The 21521-nt window shown below is 70.3% G+C and carries 15 protein-coding genes; 5 read left to right on the forward strand and 10 right to left on the reverse strand.

Annotation, left to right across the window (positions count from 1 at the left end):
* Window positions 1-43: 43 nt before the first annotated feature.
* The 5 genes from fxsT to ACH4E8_RS26310 form a co-directional block, all read right to left on the reverse strand.
* Window positions 44-3985 carry an FxSxx-COOH system tetratricopeptide repeat protein gene (fxsT, locus tag ACH4E8_RS26290; protein WP_398452411.1) on the reverse strand — a complete coding sequence of 1314 codons (3942 nt, stop codon included), beginning with the start codon at window positions 3983-3985 and terminating at the stop codon, window positions 44-46.
* Window positions 3969-5258: a TIR-like protein FxsC gene (locus ACH4E8_RS26295; protein ID WP_398452414.1), complete on the reverse strand. Its 1290-nt coding sequence runs from the start codon at window positions 5256-5258 to the stop codon at window positions 3969-3971. Before ACH4E8_RS26295 ends, fxsT begins: the two co-directional genes overlap by 17 nt.
* A 160-nt stretch (window positions 5259-5418) precedes the next feature.
* The gene (locus tag ACH4E8_RS26300; RefSeq protein WP_398452574.1) at window positions 5419-6129 is read right to left on the reverse strand and encodes an AAC(3) family N-acetyltransferase; all 711 of its coding nucleotides are present in this window, start codon (window positions 6127-6129) and stop codon (window positions 5419-5421) included.
* Between the two features lie 70 nt (window positions 6130-6199).
* Window positions 6200-8455, reverse strand: a complete 2256-nt coding sequence (gene fxsBH, locus ACH4E8_RS26305) for a radical SAM/SPASM protein FxsBH, inactivated beta-hydroxylase extension form (protein WP_398452417.1) — start codon at window positions 8453-8455, stop codon at window positions 6200-6202.
* Between the two features lie 47 nt (window positions 8456-8502).
* Window positions 8503-8649, reverse strand: coding sequence for a hypothetical protein (locus tag ACH4E8_RS26310; RefSeq protein WP_398452420.1), 147 nt, complete (start codon window positions 8647-8649; stop codon window positions 8503-8505).
* A 247-nt stretch (window positions 8650-8896) separates the two neighbouring features.
* On the opposite strand from ACH4E8_RS26310, the gene ACH4E8_RS26315 reads away from it, so the two are divergent.
* Entirely contained in the window at window positions 8897-9829 is a 933-nt protein-coding gene (locus ACH4E8_RS26315) for a DUF4231 domain-containing protein (RefSeq protein ID WP_398452423.1), read from the forward strand.
* Window positions 9830-9904: 75 nt separating this feature from the next.
* Here the strand turns inward: ACH4E8_RS26315 and ACH4E8_RS26320 are convergent, their stop codons facing one another.
* The 4 genes from ACH4E8_RS26320 to ACH4E8_RS26335 all read right to left on the reverse strand — a co-directional run bounded on the left by ACH4E8_RS26320 (window position 9905) and on the right by ACH4E8_RS26335 (window position 14729).
* Window positions 9905-10381 carry a hypothetical protein gene (locus tag ACH4E8_RS26320; protein ID WP_398452425.1) on the reverse strand — a complete coding sequence of 159 codons (477 nt, stop codon included), beginning with the start codon at window positions 10379-10381 and terminating at the stop codon, window positions 9905-9907.
* A 183-nt stretch (window positions 10382-10564) separates the two neighbouring features.
* Window positions 10565-11596 carry an LLM class flavin-dependent oxidoreductase gene (locus ACH4E8_RS26325; RefSeq protein WP_398452427.1) on the reverse strand — a complete coding sequence of 344 codons (1032 nt, stop codon included), beginning with the start codon at window positions 11594-11596 and terminating at the stop codon, window positions 10565-10567.
* Window positions 11593-12588, reverse strand: coding sequence for an LLM class flavin-dependent oxidoreductase (locus tag ACH4E8_RS26330; protein ID WP_398452576.1), 996 nt, complete (start codon window positions 12586-12588; stop codon window positions 11593-11595). Before ACH4E8_RS26330 ends, ACH4E8_RS26325 begins: the two co-directional genes overlap by 4 nt.
* A gap of 767 nt (window positions 12589-13355) precedes the next feature.
* Complete coding sequence (locus tag ACH4E8_RS26335) at window positions 13356-14729, reverse strand: DUF5685 family protein (RefSeq protein ID WP_398452430.1); 1374 nt, start codon at window positions 14727-14729, stop codon at window positions 13356-13358.
* 303 nt (window positions 14730-15032) lie between these two features.
* Between ACH4E8_RS26335 and ACH4E8_RS26340 the strand changes: the two genes are divergently transcribed.
* Complete coding sequence (locus tag ACH4E8_RS26340) at window positions 15033-15479, forward strand: cell division protein SepF (protein ID WP_398452432.1); 447 nt, start codon at window positions 15033-15035, stop codon at window positions 15477-15479.
* A 63-nt stretch (window positions 15480-15542) separates the two neighbouring features.
* Here the strand turns inward: ACH4E8_RS26340 and ACH4E8_RS26345 are convergent, their stop codons facing one another.
* Window positions 15543-16733: an acyl-CoA dehydrogenase family protein gene (locus ACH4E8_RS26345; protein WP_398452435.1), complete on the reverse strand. Its 1191-nt coding sequence runs from the start codon at window positions 16731-16733 to the stop codon at window positions 15543-15545.
* Between the two features lie 275 nt (window positions 16734-17008).
* On the opposite strand from ACH4E8_RS26345, the gene ACH4E8_RS26350 reads away from it, so the two are divergent.
* From ACH4E8_RS26350 to ACH4E8_RS26360, 3 genes are all read left to right on the forward strand, one after another.
* Window positions 17009-18691 (forward strand): recombinase family protein, encoded by a 1683-nt coding sequence (locus ACH4E8_RS26350; protein WP_398452438.1) that lies wholly within the window; start codon window positions 17009-17011, stop codon window positions 18689-18691.
* Between the two features lie 1292 nt (window positions 18692-19983).
* Window positions 19984-20484, forward strand: coding sequence for a phage terminase small subunit P27 family (locus ACH4E8_RS26355; protein WP_398452440.1), 501 nt, complete (start codon window positions 19984-19986; stop codon window positions 20482-20484).
* A gap of 43 nt (window positions 20485-20527) precedes the next feature.
* A complete protein-coding gene (locus tag ACH4E8_RS26360) occupies window positions 20528-21463 on the forward strand; it encodes a major capsid protein (RefSeq protein ID WP_398452442.1) in 936 nt (311 codons plus the stop codon).
* The last annotated feature ends 58 nt before the right edge of the window (window positions 21464-21521 follow it).

Raw genomic sequence — 21521 nt, forward strand, 5'->3', positions numbered from 1 at the left:
GCCTCACTTCTCCCGCCTCAGCGAGTCACGCAGGTCACACGGGTCACACGGCCAACGGCTCCAGGTCGCGGTGGACGCGGCGCTCGTCGCGGGCGATCCGGGTGAGCGCGTGGTCCTCCCCGAGTTGCCGCGACAGCTCCTCCACGGTCTCGTTGCGCAACTGCGCCGACTCGTCCTTGCGGCCCAGCATCGACAGCGTGACCGCCAGGTTCGAGGCCACGCCCAGCACTTCGGGGTGGTGCGCGCCCAGCACCTCGCGCAACCGGGTCACCGTGCGCTGCTCGATCTCCAGCGTCTCCTCCAGGTTGCCGAGGTCGGCCAGGGCGTTGGCGAGGTTGATCGTGGAGAACAGGGCGTGCGGATGGCTGTCCCCGAGGACCGCGCTCATCCGCCGGACCACGCTCACCAACAACTGCTCCGACGCCTCCGGATCGCCGCAGCCCCAGTGGAAGATGGCCAGGTTGTTCATGGCGGCCAGGGTGTACGGGTGCTTCTCCCCCGGCACCAGCACGTACTGGTCGACGACCTCCTGCGCCAGGTCCCGGGCCGCGACCGGCTCCCCGGCCGCGAACAGGTCCGCCGCCAGGTTGAGGTCACAGGCGAGCGAGTCCGGGTTCGCCGACGCGTACTGGGTGCGGTAGCGGTTGCGGGTGGCGGTCGTCAGCCGGCGCGCGTCCTCCAGTTGACCGGCCCGACGCAGCGACACCGCGAGGCTCTTGGCCGCCGCCAGCGTCCCGGGGAAGGTCCGCCCCAACTGCTGCTTGAGCAGGTCGTACGTGCGCGCCAGCAGCGCCACCGAGTCCTCGTACCGGCCGACCTCCCGCAGGTCGCGGGCGAGCGAGGTGGCGGAGGAGAGGGTGTACGGGTGCGCGGCGCCCAGCACCTCCGTGCGCCGGTCGAAGACGTCCTGGTCCAGCTCGCGGGCCCGGGCGTACTGGCCGACCATCCGCAGGTTCAGCGCCAGGTTGTTCGCGGCGGCGAGGGTGCGCGGGTGGGACTCGTGGAAGATCTGGCTGAAGCCCTCGTGGGCCTCGGTCGCCAGCTCCATCGCCCTGGCGTACTGGCCGAGGGTGCCGAGGTCCATCGCCAGTCCGCTGGTGGTCATGTAGGTGTGCGGATGGGTGGGGCCCAGCACCTTGCGCTGACGCTCCAAGGTGACCTCGTCCAGGTCCTTCGCCTCCACGTACCGCCCTTGCGAGCGCATGATGTTGGAGAGGTGGAAGCGCAGGTAGAGGTACTGGTAGTCGTTGTTCCCCAGCATTTCCCGCCAGGTCTCGCGCACCTCCGCGCAGAGGGTGGCGGCCGAGGCCCAGTCGCCCCGCTTCCACAGGTAGCGCACCCGGTCGATCAGCAGCCGACGGGTCTCCGGCTCGCGGCAGTTGCGCGCCTCCGAGGTGGTCAGGTGCGGCCAGATGGTGGCGAACTGCGGCCAGGTGGACGGGTTGTCGATCGGCTCGTCGTCGTCGGGGCGGGCGCCCGCGAGGACCTGGTGCACGGCGTGCCGCGCCTGCTGCTGCTCCTCGTCGGTCAACTGCGCCCGGATCACCGCCTGGACGAGTCGGTGCACCTGGATGCTGTTGGAGACCGTGTCGACCTTGGCGAGGGCGAACCGGCCGATCTCCCGGATGACCCGCCCGAGCACCAGCTTCTCCTGGAGGGAGGGGTCGTACGGTTTGAGGGCGTCGATCATCTCCTTGCTGTAGAGGAGGTTGGCCGAGATCGGCTCGGGTGCGAAGAAGGCGCAGAGCTGGAGCAGGCGCACCGCGGCGGGCGAGCGCTCCTTCAGCCGCTCGATGGAGACGTTCCACGTCGCGGCCACGGGCTCGGGGTAGCCCACTGGCTGGTTGAGCGCGAGCACGCTGGTGGCCTGCTCCTTGAGCTGTTCCAGGTACTCGGCGACCGGGGTGGCGGTCTCCGCGATCCAGGCCGCGGCCTGTTCGACGGCGAGCGGCAGATCACCGACGGCGGTGGCGACCTGGTCCGCGTCGTCGACGCTCAGGCCGCGGGCCCGGCGTTGGAGGTGCTCGATCGACTCCTCGCGGGTGAAGACGTCGATCGGCAGGGCGTCACCGTACTGCGACCAGGTCTGGTTCCTGGAGGTGACGAGGATGTGGCCCGGTCCCTGCGGCGGGAAGAACCGCTTGAGCTGCTCGGGGTCGTCCGCGTTGTCGAAGATCAGCAGCCAGCGGGTGGAGGGCACCCCGCGCCGCAGCAGGTCGATGGCCTCCCGGGAGGCGGCGGCCATGTCGTCGCCGCCCTGGGCGCCGAGGCGCACGGCGAGTTCGGCGAGGCTCGCCACCACGTCGTCGGTCTGCTCGGCCGACATCCACCACACCAGGTCGTAGTCGGCCATGAAGCGGTGCACGTACTCGATGGCGACCTGCGTCTTGCCGACGCCGCCGAGGCCGTAGATCGTCTGCGGCTGCGGCAGCACGGCGGCCACGGACATTCCGCCGCCGAGTTGGTCGCGCATCCGCTCCAGCGCGGTGGCGCGGCCGGTGAAGCCGGGGTTGCGCGGCGGCGCGTTCCAGATCTTCGGCACGGTGCCGGGGAAGCGCGGGCCCGGCGCGGAGCTGTCGGGCAGTTGCACCGGCCGGTCCAGGGCGCGCAGCAGGGCGCTGGCGGCCTGCACCTCGTCGAGCCGGAAGAGATCGACGGGGTTGCGGTCGATGTACGGGGTGGTGAGCCGTACGTCGCCGACGCGGACGGGCAGCAGGTGCTGTCGGCTGCCGCCGGGGTCCTCGGCGACGGTCCGGGACCAGACCTCCACCGCGCGGGTGGACTTGAGGTACGCGGCGGAGAGCAGCACCACGGTGCGCGCCGCGCTCTCGTTGATGACGGTGCCCTCGCCCTGCTCGCGTTCGACGGAGACGTCCCGGGGCACCACCCGGAACCCGGCGCGGGTGAGCAGCGACTCGATCCAGTCGGCCCACATCCGGTTCTCGGCCACGTAGCTGAGCAGCAGGTCGGCGGGGAGCGCGGGCCGGCGCCGGGTGAAGGCGTCCTTGATGCGCAGCCTGGTCTCCTCGCCCACGGTGGGCATGGAGGTGACGTCCTGCTCGGTGACGACGGCGGTGAGCCGTTCGAAGGCGGAGAGCAGGGAGTTGGTCAGCCCCGCCTCGTCGCCGAAGGTGGCGAGGGTCTCCTCGTAGGCGTAGTACGGCCGGTAGGGGATCTCCACCGCACCCCAGTAGGCGGTGAGTTCCTCGCCGGTGAGTCCGTTGGGCAGCCGGTCGAACTTGACCCGGGCCAGCACCCGGCCCGCGTCCGCCTTCTCCTTCTCGCCCTCGTCGATCCGCATCGGCACCGGGTAGATCTTGATGTTCCGGCCGCCGTAGCGCTCGTCGATCTGGCGGGCGACGGAGGCCGCGCCGTCGATGGACTGGTCGCTGAGGGTGAAGCAGTCGACGAGGATGTCGGGGAGGTGGACGGTGCAGATGTCGGCGATGTCGCTGAGGCCGGTGCGGCTGTCGATGAGGACGTAGTCGTAGTTGGCCTTCATGTCGTCGCGCAGCGCGTCGAAGAAGAGGCCGCCGCCGAGCCGGTCGTAGAAGTTGTCCCAGTCGAAGGTGGAGACGGTCGCGGAGTACTCCCGGTTCTGCTTGCCGGCCGAGACGAAGTCCAGGGTGCCGCCCTGCGGGAACTCCCACCCCAGGATCTCGGGGGTGAGGGAGACGGCGTGCGGCTGGATGCGGGCGTAGTCCACGTGCCAGTCGTCGCGCCGTGCGGTGTCGGGGGTGATCGCCGCCCAGGCGTACTCGGTGATCAGGTCGATGACCCCGGTGGTGGCGCCGAGGGTGGACGGGTCGAGGAAGGGGTGGAAGAACCGGTGCAGCCCGGGGGCCTCCAGGTCCCAGTCGACCGCCAGCACCCGCTTGCCGTTGGCGGCGAGGATCCAGGCCGTGTTGGCCAGGGCCATGGTGCGGCCCGTGCCTCCCTTGTACGAGTAGAAGGTGACGATGCGTCCGTCACGACTGGCTGTCATCCGTGTCCTCCGCATCGGGGGCGAAACCGCGCATCTTGTCCGGGACGTACTGGGTGGTGCCGTGGTCGGCCATCGGGCCGCGCAGCCGGGGCCGTTCGCGGGGAGCGGCGCCGGGGGGTGTGGCGGGCGGGAAGACCTCGGCGTGCCTGAGGTACTCCTGGGCGGAGGCTTCGACGACCTGGGGAAGGATCTGCCCGAACGCCTCCATGCTGAACACCCCGCGGGCGGCGGCTCTGCAGGCGGGGCGGCCGTGACTCAGGTGGTGCGGCATGGTGCGCTCCAAACGCTCGGCCAACTCGGCTTCGGAGAGCCGGCTTTGGGGGTCGTCGCGGTTCCAGGGCACCACGACGGTCATCCAGGGCCGGGGCTGGGCGTCGAACTCGGCGAGCCGCGCGCAGCGGGCGTCGTCGGCGAGGGCCCAGCGGTCGATGATCAGTATTTCGGGCCGGTTGGGCGGCTGTCCGGCGTCGGGCAGGGTCTCGTGGTCGAACGAGGACAGGGTGGCCTGGTAGTCCAGGGAGCGCACCAGGTCCTGGGCGACGTAGGCCAAGGGCCGCGCGGAGTCCGGGAGGTACGGGTTCCAGTCCTGGGACTGCTTTCCGTAGTAGTCCGGGGCGCGGCCGTCGGGGAGGTCGTGGTGCGTGGGTGCGGCGACCATCAAGTGCATGGGGCGCGGGCCGCTGCTCGCCTTTCCGAAGGCGCTGGGGGCGTGTCGGTAGTCGACCGGGGAGCCCGGTGTGACGCGCGTGGTGTCGGCGACGGCGACGATCCGCTTGGCGAGTTCGTAGACGGCCGCTTCGTATTCCTCCGCGAAAATGCGGAGTTTGATCAGACCGTACAGTCCGTCGGTGACGTAGCGGTCGCCGAAGGCCCGGTGGTTGAACTGGAGTCTTTCGGCAGGTCCGGGAAGTTGTTCCGGGGGTATCGGGACCCAGAGCGCCGGGACGATCGCCTCGGCGGGACGGTTGCTCTTCGCCTGGTGGTAGATCGCCCGTTGGGCGAAGGCGTACCACTCCTTCCCGCACATCTCGCTCGCGAAGTACCGGGGGGAGAACAGCGGGACGAAGACGCGGCAGTTCGCCAACACCTCGCCCAACCGCTCGGACCAGCCCTCGCCCGAGCGGATCTCCCGGTCCATGAATCCGGCCGGCGCACCGGCCGGCAGGTCCGTCATGGCCATCACGTGACCGCACAGGTCACGGAAGAGCCGCTCCACCCACATGTCCGGATCGGGGCCCCCCGCCCCGTACCGCGGCGTGTGCGCGTAACTCAAGAAGAAGTACGGTCGATGATCCGCCGTACGTTGCGCTGTTTCCGACACACGACCCCCGTCCTGTGTGAACGCCCGCCCTCGCGCCCGACATCGAGGGGAGATGCGAGCGAATTCATCATTCCGGAGCCCGAAGAGCTCCATCCCCCCGTCGTTCAGTCAATCAACGCCGCTTTTCAGACATCCAGCGATCCGCGTGATCAACTGCTTCCTTGATCGAGAACAATCGGGCGGGCTTGTGCGCCCACCGCGCCCTGCTTTGCGACCGACAAGGAAAGTCGGCACCGATCGTGTCAAATTCGCTGTCGTCCAGGACGACGTCTTCGTACGTTGTCCACTTCTTACCCCCTCCGGGCTGTCGAACCACACAGGAGTACGTCCTGCGGGGCGCATTGGGGTGGTACTCGGCGAGGTGGAACGCGGTGCAGACCCGGAAATCCACATTGATCATGAGGACGTGTGCATCCGCCCGGTAAAGGGCGCCCAGCGGAGAATCCCAGCCCAGGTGGGACGTGAGTGGATGGTGGGCGAGGAGTTCGGCCGCGCGACGGCCGATCGCGGTGAAGGAGGTCTGCGGATGGGCGGAGCGGACGGCGCCGGCGGCGGTGCGTACGGACTCGGCCAACCGCCCCATTCCCTGACTGGGCGTGGTGGCCGGGTCGAAGGCCGGCATGCCCGCCCGGAAGGCCGCCGCCCGTTCGGGCGTCAGCCCGTGCACCCGGGCGTGGTGGGCGTGCGAGGTGTCGGAGTTCTCCGGGGTGAAGGCGGGCGCCACCAGGGTGCCGTCCGGGCCGAGCGCCCGCAGCAGCGCGTTCCGCAGCCGGTCCGCGTCCAGCCCCGTCCCGCCGAGGGCGGCGTGCACCAGCAGCGTCATCCCGGGCCTGACGCCCAGCTCGACCAGGGCGTCCACCAGCGGGGCGGTTGCCCCGGACGCGGTGGACACCTCAGCCACGCACCCGCCCCTCCCCCGCCGCGGCCAGCTCCTTGCGCATCTCGTCCACGAGCCGCAGCCCGCTGACGGTCAGCTCCGGGGCCCGCTCCAACGTGTCCAGGGCAGCCCTGGCCGAGCGGGCGCCGACCGGGTCGAAGGGGGCGAGCCCGACCCGTACGAAGGTCTCGGCGAGGAGCTGCGACACCGGCACCGCCGCGTCCCGCCAGGGCACCGGGTGCAGCCACTGGCCGTCCTGTGCGTACGGATCGCAGACCTGGAGCAGGGCGTGCAGCTTGCTGCGGCGCAGCCCCCGCAGCAACTCCTCGGCCAGTTCGGCGGGCGAGGAGGGCAGGGCGATGCCCAGCGCGCCGTAGCCGTGCCCGTGGGCGTCGGGCTCGTACGCGTCGGGCCGTTCGGGGTGCGGTGACTCCAGCGGAGTGAGCGTGGTGAGGCAGGCCGCAGCCTCCGCCGCCTGACGCGGCGCGGTGGCGCGCAGCAGCGCCCACGCGTCGACGAGCAGTCGGTCCCAGGCGGCGAACTCCACCTCGTCGAGCCGGCCGCGCACCGGCGCGCCGTGGCAGTCGCGGTACGGGTCGAGGTCGTCCAGCCGCAGCAGCGGCGCTCCGTCGCGGCCGCCGACGGTGCGCACCGGCCGCCACCCGGCCGTCGCCCGCGGGTCCGCGAGGTGCACGCGCGTCGCCGCCCGACCGGGCAGCGCGGCGGTGAAGCCGCCATCGACGGCGCGTACGGTGACCACTCCGCGGTCGTCCGGGAGCGTCAACTCGCCGAGCGCGGGCAGCCGCAGCACCCCGCCTTCGTACGGCACCGGGACGTCCGGGCCGTGGCCGTGCCGCACCTGGGCGGCGGCCAGCCGGGCCGGCAGCTCCAGCGCGAGCGCGACGGCCTCCGGCCGCTCGTCGCGCGCCGCCGCCACGGTCCGCTCCAACCAGGGCCGGGTGTAGGGGTGGCCCCACACCTCGTCGAGGACGTCGCCGCTCTCGTCCAGGTCGACGAGCAGGTCCCAGGCGTCCGCCCAGGGCTCCCCGGCCCGCCCGGCCAACGCGTCCGTGAGCGTGCCGCTGAGCATCCGCGTGACGTCCTGGTCGTCGGCGAGCAGCGCGCCCGGCTCGGTGACCGCGAGCGGCACCAACTCCGGCGCGATGCGCCGCTCGACGCCCCGGATCAGCGCCTCCAGGTCGGTGCAGTACACGGAGGTGTTGTCGAACTCATTGCGGGTGCGGTAGCGGTGGGTGTAGAGGCCGCCGCCGCAGGACCGTACGACGGGGCAGGCGCGGCAGGTGTCGCTGACGGAGGCGAGCCCCAACTGGCGGGCGCGTACCCCGGGGTGGGCGGCGACCTCGTCGAAGGCGTGCCGCATCACGTCGAACCCGGTGGCCGCGGCCCCCTCGTAAGCGCTCTTGAGCGAGTCGACTTGCTCCAGGGCGCCGTCGGTCTCCACCACGACGAGGTCGGTGGGCGCCAGGCCCAGCGACTCGGTGAGGCTCGGGCCGCCGGCGAGGGTGGAGAAGACGGACTCGAAGAGCCGGACGGGCACGGGACGCCCGGCGGCGTCCCAGCGGTCGAAGATCGTCAGCAGCCAGTCCGCGTACGCGGTCGGGGAGCCGTCCGGGCGGGCCGGGGGCTGGTCCCAGGTGGCGTGCGGCAGCAGGAAGTCGACGCGCGGGGGCTCCAGTTCGGCCAGTGCGTCGTAGACCGCGACGGGGTCGTTGGCCACGTCCACGGTGCACAGCAGACCGAGGTAGAGGTGGCGGTAGCGCTCCTCGCGCAGGAGGTCGACGGCCCTGAGGACCAGGGGGTGACTGGTGCGCCCGTCGGCGAAGCGGCGGTGGCGGTCGTTCGCGGCCCGGTCGCCGTCGAGGGAGATGCCGACCTTGAGGTCGTACTCGCAGAAGAGGTCGAGGTAGCGCGGGCTCAGCTGTAGACCGTTGGTGTGGATGCGCAGGTCGAGATCGGCGATGCCGTCCAACGCCCGGGTCAGTTCCTCGCAGACGCGGCGCAGTCGCGCGGGCCCCGCCAGAAGTGGCTCCCCTCCGTGCAGGATCACTGACACGGAGGGCAGGGCATGATTTTTGGCATGCTCGGCCAGTCGCAGAGCTGTCCAGGAAATCGCTTCGTCAGAGATTGCCTTCGGGCGGGTTCGCCAGCTCTGATCAGCGTGTTCATAGATGTAGCAGTGGTCGCAGGCGAGATCGCACCTGCTGTGGACCTTCAGAACGATCTCGCGGAATGGGACCAGGGGTCCTGTCATTCCACCAGTCTACGGTCCTTTGCCACGCAAAGTGGCCCAAACCGAGACTAGAGCGACGAGTTGAACGTCGCGATGCGCACGGCGCGGTCGGTGGCCGGAGCGGTCCCGGTCGCCTTCTTCGCCGTACCACGCGCGGACTGGGGCAGGGAGACACGGTTGCGCTTCGCTGCGGCGAAGGATGCGGAGATCGTCATGGGGGCCGTCCTTTGTTCTGTGTACACGATCGCGCACGATCTTGCTGTACAGCATGGATAACCAGGCACCATTGCGGGGTCTGGCGGCACGACTCTACTCTCAAGTTCACTGGTAGCAACTCAAGCCGTGAACAACCAACGATTAGAGTTGCTTCACATTCTGACAGGTATGCACGGAGGAAGCGATTCCGTCTCCCGGGTGATGGCAATACCCGACAGACAGGCAGCCAGGCAGACAGGGGGAGGCATGTCGGGCATTCCCGGCCAGCCGCACAGCACGGTGTTCCGCAATAGCGATCTACCTGCGCTTTTCCATCACACGGACACCATAGCGATCTCCCGCCAGCGCGAAGCCGTGGGCGCCACGCGCCGTCAGTTGCTCCTCTTGGTACTGGGCGCCGCCGCCGCGGCGCTGCCCGCCTCCTGGGAGCTCGGGGGCTCCGTCCAACTCGCCGGTGCACTCGGCGTGTTGGCGTACGCCGGGGTGCTCGCCCTCGGCACGGGCGCAGCCCGCCGCCGAGCGAAGTCGCAATGGCAACTGAACAGGTCCGCCGCCGAGTACATCAAGTCCTTGTGCTGGCGCTATTCCGTGCATGGAACACCTTTCGATGACCGCGCCGACGACCCTGACGAATTGTTCGTCCAACGGTTAGAGGAAGGGCTCGGGGAGTTGTCCAAGGTCGGCTGGGAAGACCCTCGAACGAAAGTTCCCGAGGTGGCGGCCGCGGAGTTGATCACTCCGGCGATGCGAAGGCTGCGCGACCGGCCCTTCAACCTCCGCAAGGAGACGTACATCCGGGACCGGCTCATCGAACAGCGGAACTGGTACCACCGCAGTGCGGAGACGTCCCGGAAGTCGACGGCGCTGTGGTCGACCGCCATCGTGGTGCTGACCCTGCTGGCGCTGGTCCTTTCGCTGCTGCACACGTTCTCAGTGGCCGAGTCGCTGGATCTGCTCGGTGCGCTCTCCGCGGCGTCGGCCGCGGGCATCGCCTGGAGCGAGATCAGCCGCCGCAAGCCGCTGATCGCCGCGCACTCCCTGGTGGAGGAGGACCTCGCGGCGCTGCACACAGCGATGGAGACCTCGGTGGACGAGTTCCAGTGGCCGTCCGCGGTGTACGAGACGGAGCGCATCGTCTCGCCACAGCACACGGACTGGCTGGTGCGCCACCGCAGTTGAGCCGGGAGGGACACGCGGTTGGGCCGTGGGGAATGCGGTCGGGCCGCGGTCGGACCGTCGACGGCGGGCCGGGCCTCAGGGCCGGCGCAGCCCCTCGCGCCAGATCACCGTCACCGGCTTCCCCAACTCGCGGGCGTACTCGACGATGTCGCCCGTGCCGCCGAGCCCGCGCGACGGGCCGCCGTCCCAGACGGCCAGCAGGCGGTCGCAGTTGTCGGCGATGTAGGTGCCGGCCGCGTAGTACGCCTCGTCGGTGGCGTGCGGAAAGGGCAGTTGGACTTCGCGGGTGGCGCGGCTGCGGTAGCGGCGGTAGTCGACCAGTTCCCCCGGCGCGAAGTCGTTCTCGTAGTCCCCGCTGGGGATGACGACGGTCAACTCGGCGCCGCAGGACAGGGCGACGTCCGCGAACATCTGGTCGGCGCCGACGGCGAGGCTGGAGAAGGCTTCCAGCGGGCCCTCGTGGCGGCGGAGCACGGCGAGCAGGCCCGCCCGGATGTCGGCGTGCCCCTCCTGGGGAATGGCCCGGTGACCGGTGATTCCGATGCGCTTCACTGCGGTGCGACCCCCCGTGTCCAACGAGCTCCCCACGCTGTGAACATGGTCCCAGAACGGAACGCTCCGTCGAGCCCCCGTCCGCATGGAGGACGTCGGTTGGACGTTCGAGGGCGAGCGGGGCGCGCCGGAGCGCGCCCCTGGTGACGGGTCGGGTGCCGGCGCGGCGGGCCGGCCGGGCGTTCACCCCCGCCACACCGGCTCGGGGAACCCCAGGTGGCCGCGGAGCGTGCGCCCGGCGTACTCGGTGCGGAACGCGCCCCTTTCTTGGAGCATCGGCACCACCTCGGAGACGAAGACCTCCAGGGTGTCGAGGAGGTCGAAGGGGTGCCGGGGGACGAGGACGAAGCCGTCGGCCGCGCCGCGGGCGACGTGCTCCGCCAGGGCCGCCGCCACCGTGTCCGGCGTACCGACGAAGGCCGGCGGCCCGGCGGCATCGTTGTCGTCGACCCCGGCGACGCGGGCGTGGTCGCGGGCTTCGGCGTCCGTCGTGCCGAGGACGCAGACGGCTCGGGCCATCACCAGGAGGTCGTCCGGAGTCCGCACGTGCGCCGTCGACCGGGGTGCGGCGTCGGCGCGAGGGGTGCGGTCGTCCTCGGCCGTGCGGTGCGCGGGGCAGAGCACGTCGGCGGTCGTGAGCGCGGACCCGCACCCCGCGGCGTCGTCCGGGCCCAGGGCGTGCATCACCACGGGATGTCCCTGCGGGCTCCGCGGGACGGTGAACTCGCCGCTGACGGTGAAGTGCCGGCCCCGGTGGTCGAAGGTCCGCGGCCGGCCGTCCGGGGTCCAGGAGTCCCACAGCTCCCGGGCCGTACCGACGAACTCCGCGGTGTGGCCGTCGCCCGGCCCGCCGGGGCCGACCAGGTGCCAGGCGGCCCGCCCGCCGCTGAGGTGGTCCAGGGTCGCCAGCGCGCGGGCGAGTTCGAAGGGTTCGTGGGCGCCTGGGGCCGCGCCGGCCACGAGCCCGATGCGCTCGGTGACGGCCGCGAGCGCGCTGAGCACCGCCATCGGTTCGTGCGCCGCGTACGGGACGCCGCCCGGGTGCGGCTGCTGCGACCCGGGGGCGGCGTCGGGTCCGACGACCAGGTAGTCGAACAGGCCGCGCTCGGCGGTTCGGGCCAGCCGCTCCAGCGCCGCGAAGTCGAGCGGTCCGCGGCCGGTCGCCGTCGCCGGCAGGTGGACCGCGAGGTGCATCCGACGGTGCGTACCGGTCATGACGCGCTCCTCGTCCGGGCCGCGGAACGGCCGGCGGTCGCGCGACCGACCGCGGGCCGCGGCAGCCCCAGGTGCTCCCGCAAGGTGCCGCCGGGGTGGAAGGTGCGGAAGAGGCTGCGGTGTTGCAGCAGTGCGACCGTGCCGTTGACGATGCGTTCCAGGTCGCGGTGGGGTGCGATGGGCGCCAGGTGGAAGCCGTCGACCGCTCCGGCGTCGTGCCAGCGCGCCAGCAGCCCGGCGAGGTCGACCGGTCCGCCGCTGTAGTACGAGCCGTGGGCGGCGAGCGAGGGCGCCGCATCGAGCAGGCCCGGCTCCCGGGCGGACTCCCGCTCCCCCAGGTCGACCACGAGCGAGAGCAGCACCCGCAGGTCGTCGGGGTCCCGGCCGTACGCCAGCGCCTCGTGGCGGACGCGGGTGCGCAGCGCTGCGGCCCGCTCCGCGGACGGCGCCCGGACCAGGACCACGTCGGCGTGGCGGGCGGCGCACCGCAATCCGTCCTGACCGGTCCCGGTGACGTCGACGACGGTGACGGGGCGTCCTTGGGGCGGCCGGGGCACGGGTCCGGGGGCCGCGTCCTGCGGCAGACCGTCCCAGTGCCGGGCGGCGTCGGTGGCGACCGCACAGGCGCGCTGCCATAAGGCGGCGGTCGGGGCGGCGGGGCGGCGCCCGAAGAGCGCCGCTTCGGCGTGGGTGGTGGAGACGCCGACGTGCCAACCGGCGCGGCCCCGGCTGATCCAGTCGAGGGTGGCGAGGGCGGCGGCGATGCGGCCGGGCTCGGTGTGGGTGGTGGTCACCGTCGGCACCAGGCCGATCCGTCGGGTGGCGGGGGCGACGTGGGAGAGCACCGCGAGCGCGTCGGGGCCCGGCCGGGCGAACGAGTCGCCGAGGGTGACGAAGTCCAGGGCGCCCCTCTCGGCGAGGCGTGACAGGTCGGTGAAGTGGCCGGGGTCGAACCGCGGCGGTCCGTCGAGCGCGACGGCGAGGTGGAGCATCCGGTGCCGGGACCGGGTGGCCGGCGCGGACGCGGACGCGGACAGGGGCTGGGACGGGGGCGAGGTGTGCCGGGTCGGCATGGCTCCTCCGGAGGGGTCGGTTCCTGGCGCGGGTCGGACGGTGCGGCCCGACCCGCTGCGGTCGCGCCGCTGCGTCGACCGCGCCACGGCCAGGGCGCCGGGCGCGGGGCGCCCACGGTTCACGCAGGGCGAGGGCCGGCCGTACGGGTGCGGCGCCTGGCGCGGCACCGACGGCGGCGGGTGACGACCTCACAGCGCCCCGCGGCGCGGTCCGCGTGCGGACGGGGGAAGGCTCCGTGGACGCATGGATCGAGCACAGGAGCATTCACCCACGGCACGGACGGCGTGGGGCTGAGCAGCGGTCGAGCGACGACACGGACCGCGCCCCTCAGCACGGTCTCGTGACCGCAGGCTAGGCGCTGTTCGGTGTGGCGTGTCAAGGCCGTCCGGAGTGTGGGCGGTGCCGCGGGGAACAGTTGACGCACCGACACATGCCTGTTCCACTGGTCACATGCATGCACAGCGACGGCTGTTCACCCGCCGCCACATCGACTTCGGTCGAGTGTGTTCCTGTTCCCGTGTGCATTCCTGTACGCAGTCCTGTCTGCGTTCCTGTTGATCCGGAACTGACCGCCGCCCTCACAGCGGCCCGTGCCCGCGCGTCCTCGTGCGCCCGGGGCACCCGCAGCAGCGACACGTACCGCTCCCCTCAGCGCCTCCTCGTCAGATGCGAGAGCCCGGCAGGCTCAGCAACTGCCGCAGTCGCAATTGCAGTCACAGCAGGACGAGTCCTTTCCACCGCCTCCACCGCCACCGCTGCCGCCGCTGCCCCCACTGCCGCTGCCGCCGCCACTGCCGCCGCCCGATGACGATGACGACGACGAGCAGCACTGGTCGCAGCACTCCCCTCCCAGCCCCTTGCGGCGCTTGCGCGACCACGGCCCTTCCCAGCGGTTGCGGCACAGAGGTTGGCAGGTGCAGCTGATCCAGGTGGCGGCCGCACAGCCGCCGAGGAAGCTGCGCGGCTGGGGAGTGCGGTCGGGCTCGGACGGCTGGTCGCCGAACCGGCCCCAGCCGCCGCCACCGCCCCCCGAACCTCCCGAGCCGGAGCCGCTGCCGGTCCCGCCCCCAGACCCGCCCGCGTACGGATTCCCCCCGCCCGCGTTCCCCGCCGCCTGCCCGCCGTACGGGTTGCCGGCGTACGGATTCCCCTCGTGCGGGTTGCCGGCGTACGGATTGCCGCCCTGCCCTCCGGGCCCCTGTTGGACGGGGCGGAAGGTCCGCTCGACGGCCACCTCCAGCTCGTGCGTGAGCAGTTGGTGGGCGAGCCGGCCGTCGACGAACTCGACGTCGCGCAACGCGAGCCGCACCCCCCGCACCGCGTCGTCCGCGAGCCGGCGGGCCTCCGCGAGCGACGTGTCGGTGCCGGTCAGCGGGTTCCACGCGCCGGCCGCCGCGTCCGCGGCCCGGTCCTCCACCGCGTCCAACAGGTGCGCGAGCCTGCCGAAGAGGCGACCGGCCTCGGCCAGCGGCGCCGCGTTGCCGGGTCGGCCGGCGAGCCGGGCGGTGTACGCGAAGGCGGCGGCGGTCGCGGTCTCCGTCGGCTCGGTGACGGTCAGCAGCGGAGTGCCGGGGCCGGCCAGCGACTCGATGCCGCCCTGCCGGTCGACCGCGTCGAGCAGTACGGCCGTGTCGAAGCCCAGCTCGGCACCGGTGCGCGCGCCCGCCCGGTCCCAGCCCGAGGCCACCCGGCGTGCGGCAGCGGCCATCGGACGGCGCGCCAGCACCCCGTCCCCGTCGGCCACGTGGTCGCGCACCTTCGCCGACGCCAGCACCAGCGACACCGCGGCCGCCAGCCGCGCCCCCTCGCCCCGGGCGACGGACGCCGTGCGCATCCCGCGCAGCGGACAGGGCCCGGCGGTGCGCCGGGCGTCCGCGGTGCGCACGGACTGAGCCTCCGTCAGAACCGAGATGATCAGTCCGTCGTAGTTGGTGACCACCCGGGCGAACTGCCCGTGGTCGGCGCGGAGCGCGAGGCACAGTCCGCACAGGTGCGCCATCCAATCGGCCCTGAGCCCTTGGGTGAGTCGATGGGCACAGGGCCTGACAATTCCGAACAAGGCATTCCCCCCGTGGAGCCGTTCAGCGGCGTTCGCATGCGCCGCCGGGGCATCGTAACCAGACACGCGTACGCCTCCGCGCCGGCCGACTCACCCATCTGGCCCGACTTTCATATTTTGCGACGATCATCAGGTGTATCTGGGAAGAACCCTGACGAACCGCCATATCCTCTGCACCAGTACCGTCACGAATCCCCTGCACGGCGGCTATCCACTTGGCACCCGATCCGCATGATGGTCGACCATAGGGACAGGGATGACGACAGACCGCCGGAGGGCGGACCACAGCGAAAGGAGGCGTCGATGGGATCTGTGCGCAAGGCGAGTGCCTGGCTGGGGCTCGTCGAGGACAGCGACGACCGCTACTACGCCGACGGCTACGACGGCGAGTACGCCGAGGGCGCCGACGGCGGCGACCCCTGGGTCACCGACCCGCGGGTGCGCACCGCCTCCGACTCCGCCCAGGAGGACGGCCGCAGGATCGCGACCGTCTCGCCCACCTGCTTCCGCGACGCCCGGGGCATCGGCGAGCTGTTCCGTGAAGGCGTGCCCGTCATCGTGAACCTGACGTCGCTGGAGCCCGCCGACGCCAAGCGCGTCGTCGACTTCGCCGCGGGGCTCACCTTCGGTCTGCGCGGCTCGATCGACCGGGTCGCCACCCGGGTCTTCCTGCTCAGCCCGGCACACACCGAGGTCGTCAACGGCCAGGCCCCGGGCCGGCCCCAGGACGGCTTCTTCAACCAGAGCTGACCGGTCGGCGCATCGGGCGCGACCCCGGCCGGAGTGCCGGAGTCCCCCCGTCGCGCCGCCCGGTCACCGGAAGGCGTCCAGGCCGGTGAGCGCCTTGCCGAGGACGAGTTGGTGCATCTCCACGGTGCCTTCGTAGGTGAGCACCGACTCCAGGTTGGTCGCGTGCCGCATCACCGGATATTCGAGCGAGATCCCGTTGGCGCCCAGGATCGTGCGGGCCGTGCGGCAGATCTCGATGGCCTCGCGCACGTTGTTGAGCTTCCCGAAGCTGACCTGCTCCGGACGGAGCGTCCCGGCGTCCATGCGCCGGCCGAGGTGGTGCGCGAGCAGCACGCCCTTGTGCAACTCCACCGCCATGTCGGCGAGCTTGGCCTGGGTGAGCTGGAAGCCGCCGATGGGCCGGTCGAACTGCACGCGGGTGCGGGCGTACTCCAGCGCCGAGGCGAAGCAGGCGCGCGCGGCGCCCATCGCGCCCCAGACGATGCCGTAGCGCGCGTGGTTGAGGCAGCCCAGCGGCGCCCGCAGCCCACGGGCGTCGGGGAGCGCCGCGTCGGCCGGCAGCCGCACCTCGTCCAGGACGAGTTCGCTGGTCACGCTCGCCCGCAGCGACCACTTGTGCTTGATCTCGGGGGCGGCGAAGCCGGGGGCGTCGGTGGGTACGAGGAAGCCGCGGATCCCGTCGTCCGTACGGGCCCAGACGACGGCGACACCGGCGACGGTGCCGTTGGTGATCCACGTCTTGCGGCCGGTGAGCACCCAGTCGGAGCCGTCGCGACGGGCGCGGGTGCGCATGCCGGCGGGGTCGGAGCCGTGGTCGGGCTCGGTCAGCCCGAAGCAGCCGATGGTCCGGCCGGCCGCCATGTCCGGCAGCCAGCGCTCGCGCTGCTCGTCGGAGCCGTACCGGTGGATCGCGTACATGGCGAGCGAGCCCTGCACGGAGACGAGGGAGCGGATCCCGGAGTCGGCGGCCTCCAGTTCCAGGCAGGCCAGCCCGTACTGAACGGCGCTGGCACCGGCGCACCCGTACCCCTCCAGGGACATGCCGAGGGCGCCGATGGCGCCGAGTTCCCGGGCGAGTTCCCGGATCTCGGGCAGCTCGCCCCGCTCGTACCAGTGCGCGACGTGCGGCAGCACCCGGTCCCCGGCCCAGGCGCGCACGGTGTCGCGGACGGCCAGGTCTTCGGCGCCGAGCAGGTCGTCGATGCCGAGGGGGTCGTACGGGTCGAAGGGCGCGAGCTGATCGGGTGCGGACATGGCGGGGGCCTTTCGGACGCGTCGTCTGCGGTGCGCTGTGCCCAGGAAACTAGCAGCGGTAATCGCTGCCGCGGCAGTAGCCGTGCGCGCGGCCCGCGACGCCCCGCCGGGCCGGCGGGTCTCAGCAGTGCCGCTGCTTCGGCAGGCGCGGCGGCGCCGTGATGGGTGTGCAGCGATGGCGCCTGCGGCCCGGTGGTGGGTTGTTCGCGCAGGTAGTTCCAACACCCTGGGAACTGCCCGGCGCGGGCCGAACCCGCAGGTCAGCAGGGGTTTTCATGACTACCGCCACGCTTCCCAAGCGCTCCAGCAAGCAACCTTCGCTCCCCCTAAAGAGTATGGAGGAAACAACTACAAGCGCTGGTGTGTGCACGTGCCACGGTCGCCCCCAGGTGGATCTACTGCTCAGGAAGTCCAAGGTGGTGCGCGAGGGGGAGCGCGCTCTCAGCATCCGGGACCAGGAGGACCGGGGCCGACGTTGGGCCGACGAGAACGGGTACTGCGTCCGCAAGGTGTGGAAAGAGAACCTGTCGGCGTGGTCGGACATCCGGCGCCCGAAGTACGACGCGGCGATGACTGCGGTACTGGCCGGTGAGGTGCCGTGCCTGTGGGTGTTCGCGCTCGACAGGTTCAGCCGCAAGGGCGCGGAAGCAGTCGTGCCGATCTTGGGGCGTGCGCGGGTCATCTTCGACTACGAACGTCTTGACTCGATGGACGAACGCGACAGGCGTTGGATCATCGACCGCGCCGAGAACGCACGTGAGTACTCGCAGCGGCTGAGCTACAACGTCAAGAGCACCAAGGCGACGCAGCGGCGCGAGGGCAAGTGGCTCGGTCGGGCCCCGTTCGGCCTGGTGGTCGACCCCGGAACCCGGAAGCTGCGCCCCAACACGGCCCCTTACATGTGCCTGGTGAAGGGGCAGAAGGAAGTCACCCCGTGGGAGGTGATCGTTCGCGTCTTCACGGAGATAGCCAAGGGGACAAGCTCTCGCGCGCTGTGCCGCAAGTTCAACGCCGAAGGGCTCCGCACCGGCATGGGCGCCGTGTGGCGGGCGGATGCGATCCGGTCCATCATCACGCACCCCGTGTATGAGGGGTGGCTGACGTTCTCTCCGAGCGGTGGCACCGCGTACACCGACCGGAAACACTTCCTGAACGAGAAGGGCGAGAAGGTCCGCGTCGTCACGCCCGACGTGCTGCCCGACATGATCCCTGCCGAACTCGCTGCCCGAGCACGCCGCGTGCTGTCCGGCAACCAGGTGCCCAGCATGGCCCCGCGCACGGAGCGACCGGGCCGCGTCGCACACAGCATGTCCGGGCGCATGCGGTGCGCCGGATGCAGGGGCGCCATGACCCTCAACGGCGCGTCGTACGTCTGTCTGCGCAGGGCTGACGGGCCCCAAGCGTGCCCCGCCCCCGCGACCGTGAGCCGCGCTGTCATCGAGCGGTACATCGTGCCCACGTGGTCCGACCAGCTGCACCAGGCCAATGACCACGACCCGCTGTTGGTCGCAGTCGCCGAACGGTGGCAAGCCCTCAACCAGCCCGACGAGACACAGGAAGTCGCCGACGCACGCGCCGAAGTACGCGCCGCACAAGCCGCGCTCGAACAGTGGCACAGCGATGACCGGGCCGGGTTCTACACGGGGCGCTCCGCCAAGTACCGCATCCCCCACAAGAACGCTGCGGAACGACGGCTCGACGCAGCGGAGGAACGCCTCACCGAGCTTGCCGGCTCCGGCACGGTCGACCTGTCGCTACTCGTCAACGGACGCGCGCACGAGATGTGGGAAGCGTCCGACCCGATTGCACGTAGGGACCTCATCGGACTGGCGATTGACACGGTGACGGTCACCAAAGCCCCGAGCCGTGGCGTGCGGTTCGACGGAGACGCGCGGGTTTCGATCCAGTGGGCCGAGCCCGAGCACGCCGACGCGGACCGGTTCGCCGAAGCGGCGTAGCCACCCCGCCGCACCACCTACGATCACCTGTAGTCCGTGCCGACATGGGTGCACGGATCAGGCTCGGTCCCCGGTAACGGGGCGCAGTACGGCCGTAGCCGCCCTAACAGCCCCGGATGGTCCCCGCGACCATCCGGGGCTTTCTGCTGCCCGCAGCGGAGCGCACGGAGCCGTTCCGTGGCCTAGCGACTGCCTTGGCGGCGAAAGAGCAACAGCGCGGATGTCGAGATGTCGAGTTCTACCACTTTTTCAGTTTGCATAGAAAAGTCTAAGAGAAACTAGAAACGGCCCCCAACTCGACATCTCTACATGCGTGAGCGCGTTCTGAAGCCCGTGAGACAACCAGCGTCGTGCCGAGCGGGAAACCTCCGATCCTCCTTACTAGTAGGGGGAGACAACACGGGACTACCGCACACCCGCCCGACAGGGGGCACAAGTGGTCTGAGTGCTGCGAAACACTCATCGGACGGAGAGCAGGGACTGTCGAGAACGGAGTTCGGGCGCGCGGCTTAGCTCTGCGTCCACCACGTTCCGAGCCCACCACCGACTGTGGCCGTAATAGCAACGAGCCATGTCGGAATGCGCTGAATGGTCAAGTGCACAGGTCCCGCACGGAGTTCGAACGCAGGATTTGGGCAGGAGATTCGTTTCTTTGCCATGAACCGAGCCCATCACGTTGGCGTGTTCGCCGAACAGGTCTTTTCCCCCGTCTTCTACCTGCCCTTTACCGGAACGTTCGGTGCTACCGGCCCTTTGGAGGTGGCCATGCCCCGTAGACCACGCCCCCCATGCTCGGTACCCGGGTGCCCCGAGCTAACCCCTCGCGGTGGTCGCTGTCCCGAGCACGAGCGTGAGGCAACCAGGCAACGTACGACGCCTGGAACCAGTTCGTACGGTCCTTGGTGGCCTGCGACCAGGCGACGGTACCTGTACGCGAACCCGTGGTGCGTGCTCTGCGGCAGCTCGGCGACGGTCGCCGACCATCACCCCGTGAGCCGGCGAGAACTGGTCGAGCGGAGCGAGGCGAACCCGAACGCTCCGAAGCATCTGCGCCCACTGTGCACGTCATGCCACAACCGAGAGACAGCGAAGCGTCAGCCGGGCGGATTCGCCGCTGAGGCTCGGTCACGTCGGGAGTCGGGCGAGCGTCCGCCGTTCTGACGCGGTGACCCCCGGGCGGGGTCCCCCTGCCCCTCCCACAGCTGCACGAGTGGGAGCGAAAAAACTATCTCCGGGGCTGAAAGCGTTTTTGGCTGCCCGAAATCGGGCCCATCGCCACAAAGGGAGAGTGAATGGCAGACAGATACAGACCGAAACCCGCGATCCAGCGGGCACGTGAAGGGAACCCTTCCAAAACAGCGATCACGGAAGGTGTGGTTGTTCCGCGCGCTGTCCTCGCCGAACCGGATTGGGTAGGAGTCTTCCGGTTCTCGCCCGATCCCAAAGTTGAATCAGCAAACGTCCGTTGTCGTGACCTGGCTTCGCAGGAGTGGCGGCGCGTGGTTCCCATTCTGGAAGTCGCGGCCGGTATCGGAGAAGTCGACCACACCACAGTGAAAGACATGTGCGTGTGCGTAGCGCGCATCGACCAAGCCGAGCGGGACATTTCCGAACGCGGGCTCATGGTCACCGCTGAGCGCGGCACGGTAAAGAACGGGGCCGCAACGATCGCGGGGCAGTACCGGACGCAGCTCGCGCGCTACATCCGCGAACTGGGGCTCTCGCCGAGTTCCCGCGCCGCGATCACAGCACCGGAATTCGATGAAGACGACGATGACGGAATCTTTGACTGACCGTCCGCCAGCAACAACATTTCACTAGATACGGGAGTTCATCATGGCATTGACACTTGCAGAGTCCGCGAAGCTCACCACCAACGACCTTCAGCAGGGCGTGATAGAAACCTTCGCTCAAGAGTCACCCATTCTCGACCGCCTTCCGCTGATCACATTTGAGGGCTCCGCCTTCGCCTACAACGAGGAATCCACGCTTCCGGGTGTCTCGTTCCGGGCCGTGAATGAGGCATACCCGGAGAGTACAGGTTCGGTGAACCAGCGGATCGAGACGCTGGCAATCCTCGGCGGTGACGCGGACGTTGACCGATTCATCGTCAAGACCCGAGGTAACCTCAATGATCAGCGAACCATTCAAACCGTCATGAAGATCAAGGCTGCGTCCATGCATTTCTCAGACCAGTTCTTCAACGGTGACACCATGGTGAACCCGAAGGGGTTTGACGGTCTGCGGAAGCGGCTCATCGGGCGACAGGTCATCGACGCGAACGGAGTCGGCCCCGTTGCCAACGGCCATGAATTCTTCGATGCCCTGGACAGGCTCGCCGCCTCCGTGCGCGGTATCAACGGGTCGAACGGCGCGCTCTACATGAACGGCGAGCTTATCGCACGAATTCGCTCCGGATTCCGACGCCTGGGCGGCGGTGAACTCTTGATGAGCGACATTGCAGGGAAGCGCACCACAATGTGGAATGGCATTCCGCTGCTGGACGCTGGCCAGAAGCTAGATGGAACCGACGTACTGCCGTTGACCGCTGGCACGGGCGGCAAGGAAACCGGAGACATTTACGCCGTGCGATTCGGGACCACCGAGGCTGACGCGGCGGTCACGGGCCTGACGAACGGCGGAATCCAGGCAACCGATCTGGGCGAGGCACACGACAAGCCAGTCTACCGAACCCGGATCGAATTCTACTGCGGAATCGCTGTGTTCGGCGGGAAGGGTGCCGCGCGCCTAATGAACGTACTCAACGGCTGATTTGTGCTACCGAGCACCGCACCTGCTGTCCGACAGGGTCGCGGGTGCGGTGTATCCT

Source organism: Streptomyces sp. NPDC017979, assembly GCF_044328175.1.
GTDB lineage: Bacteria > Actinomycetota > Actinomycetes > Streptomycetales > Streptomycetaceae > Streptomyces.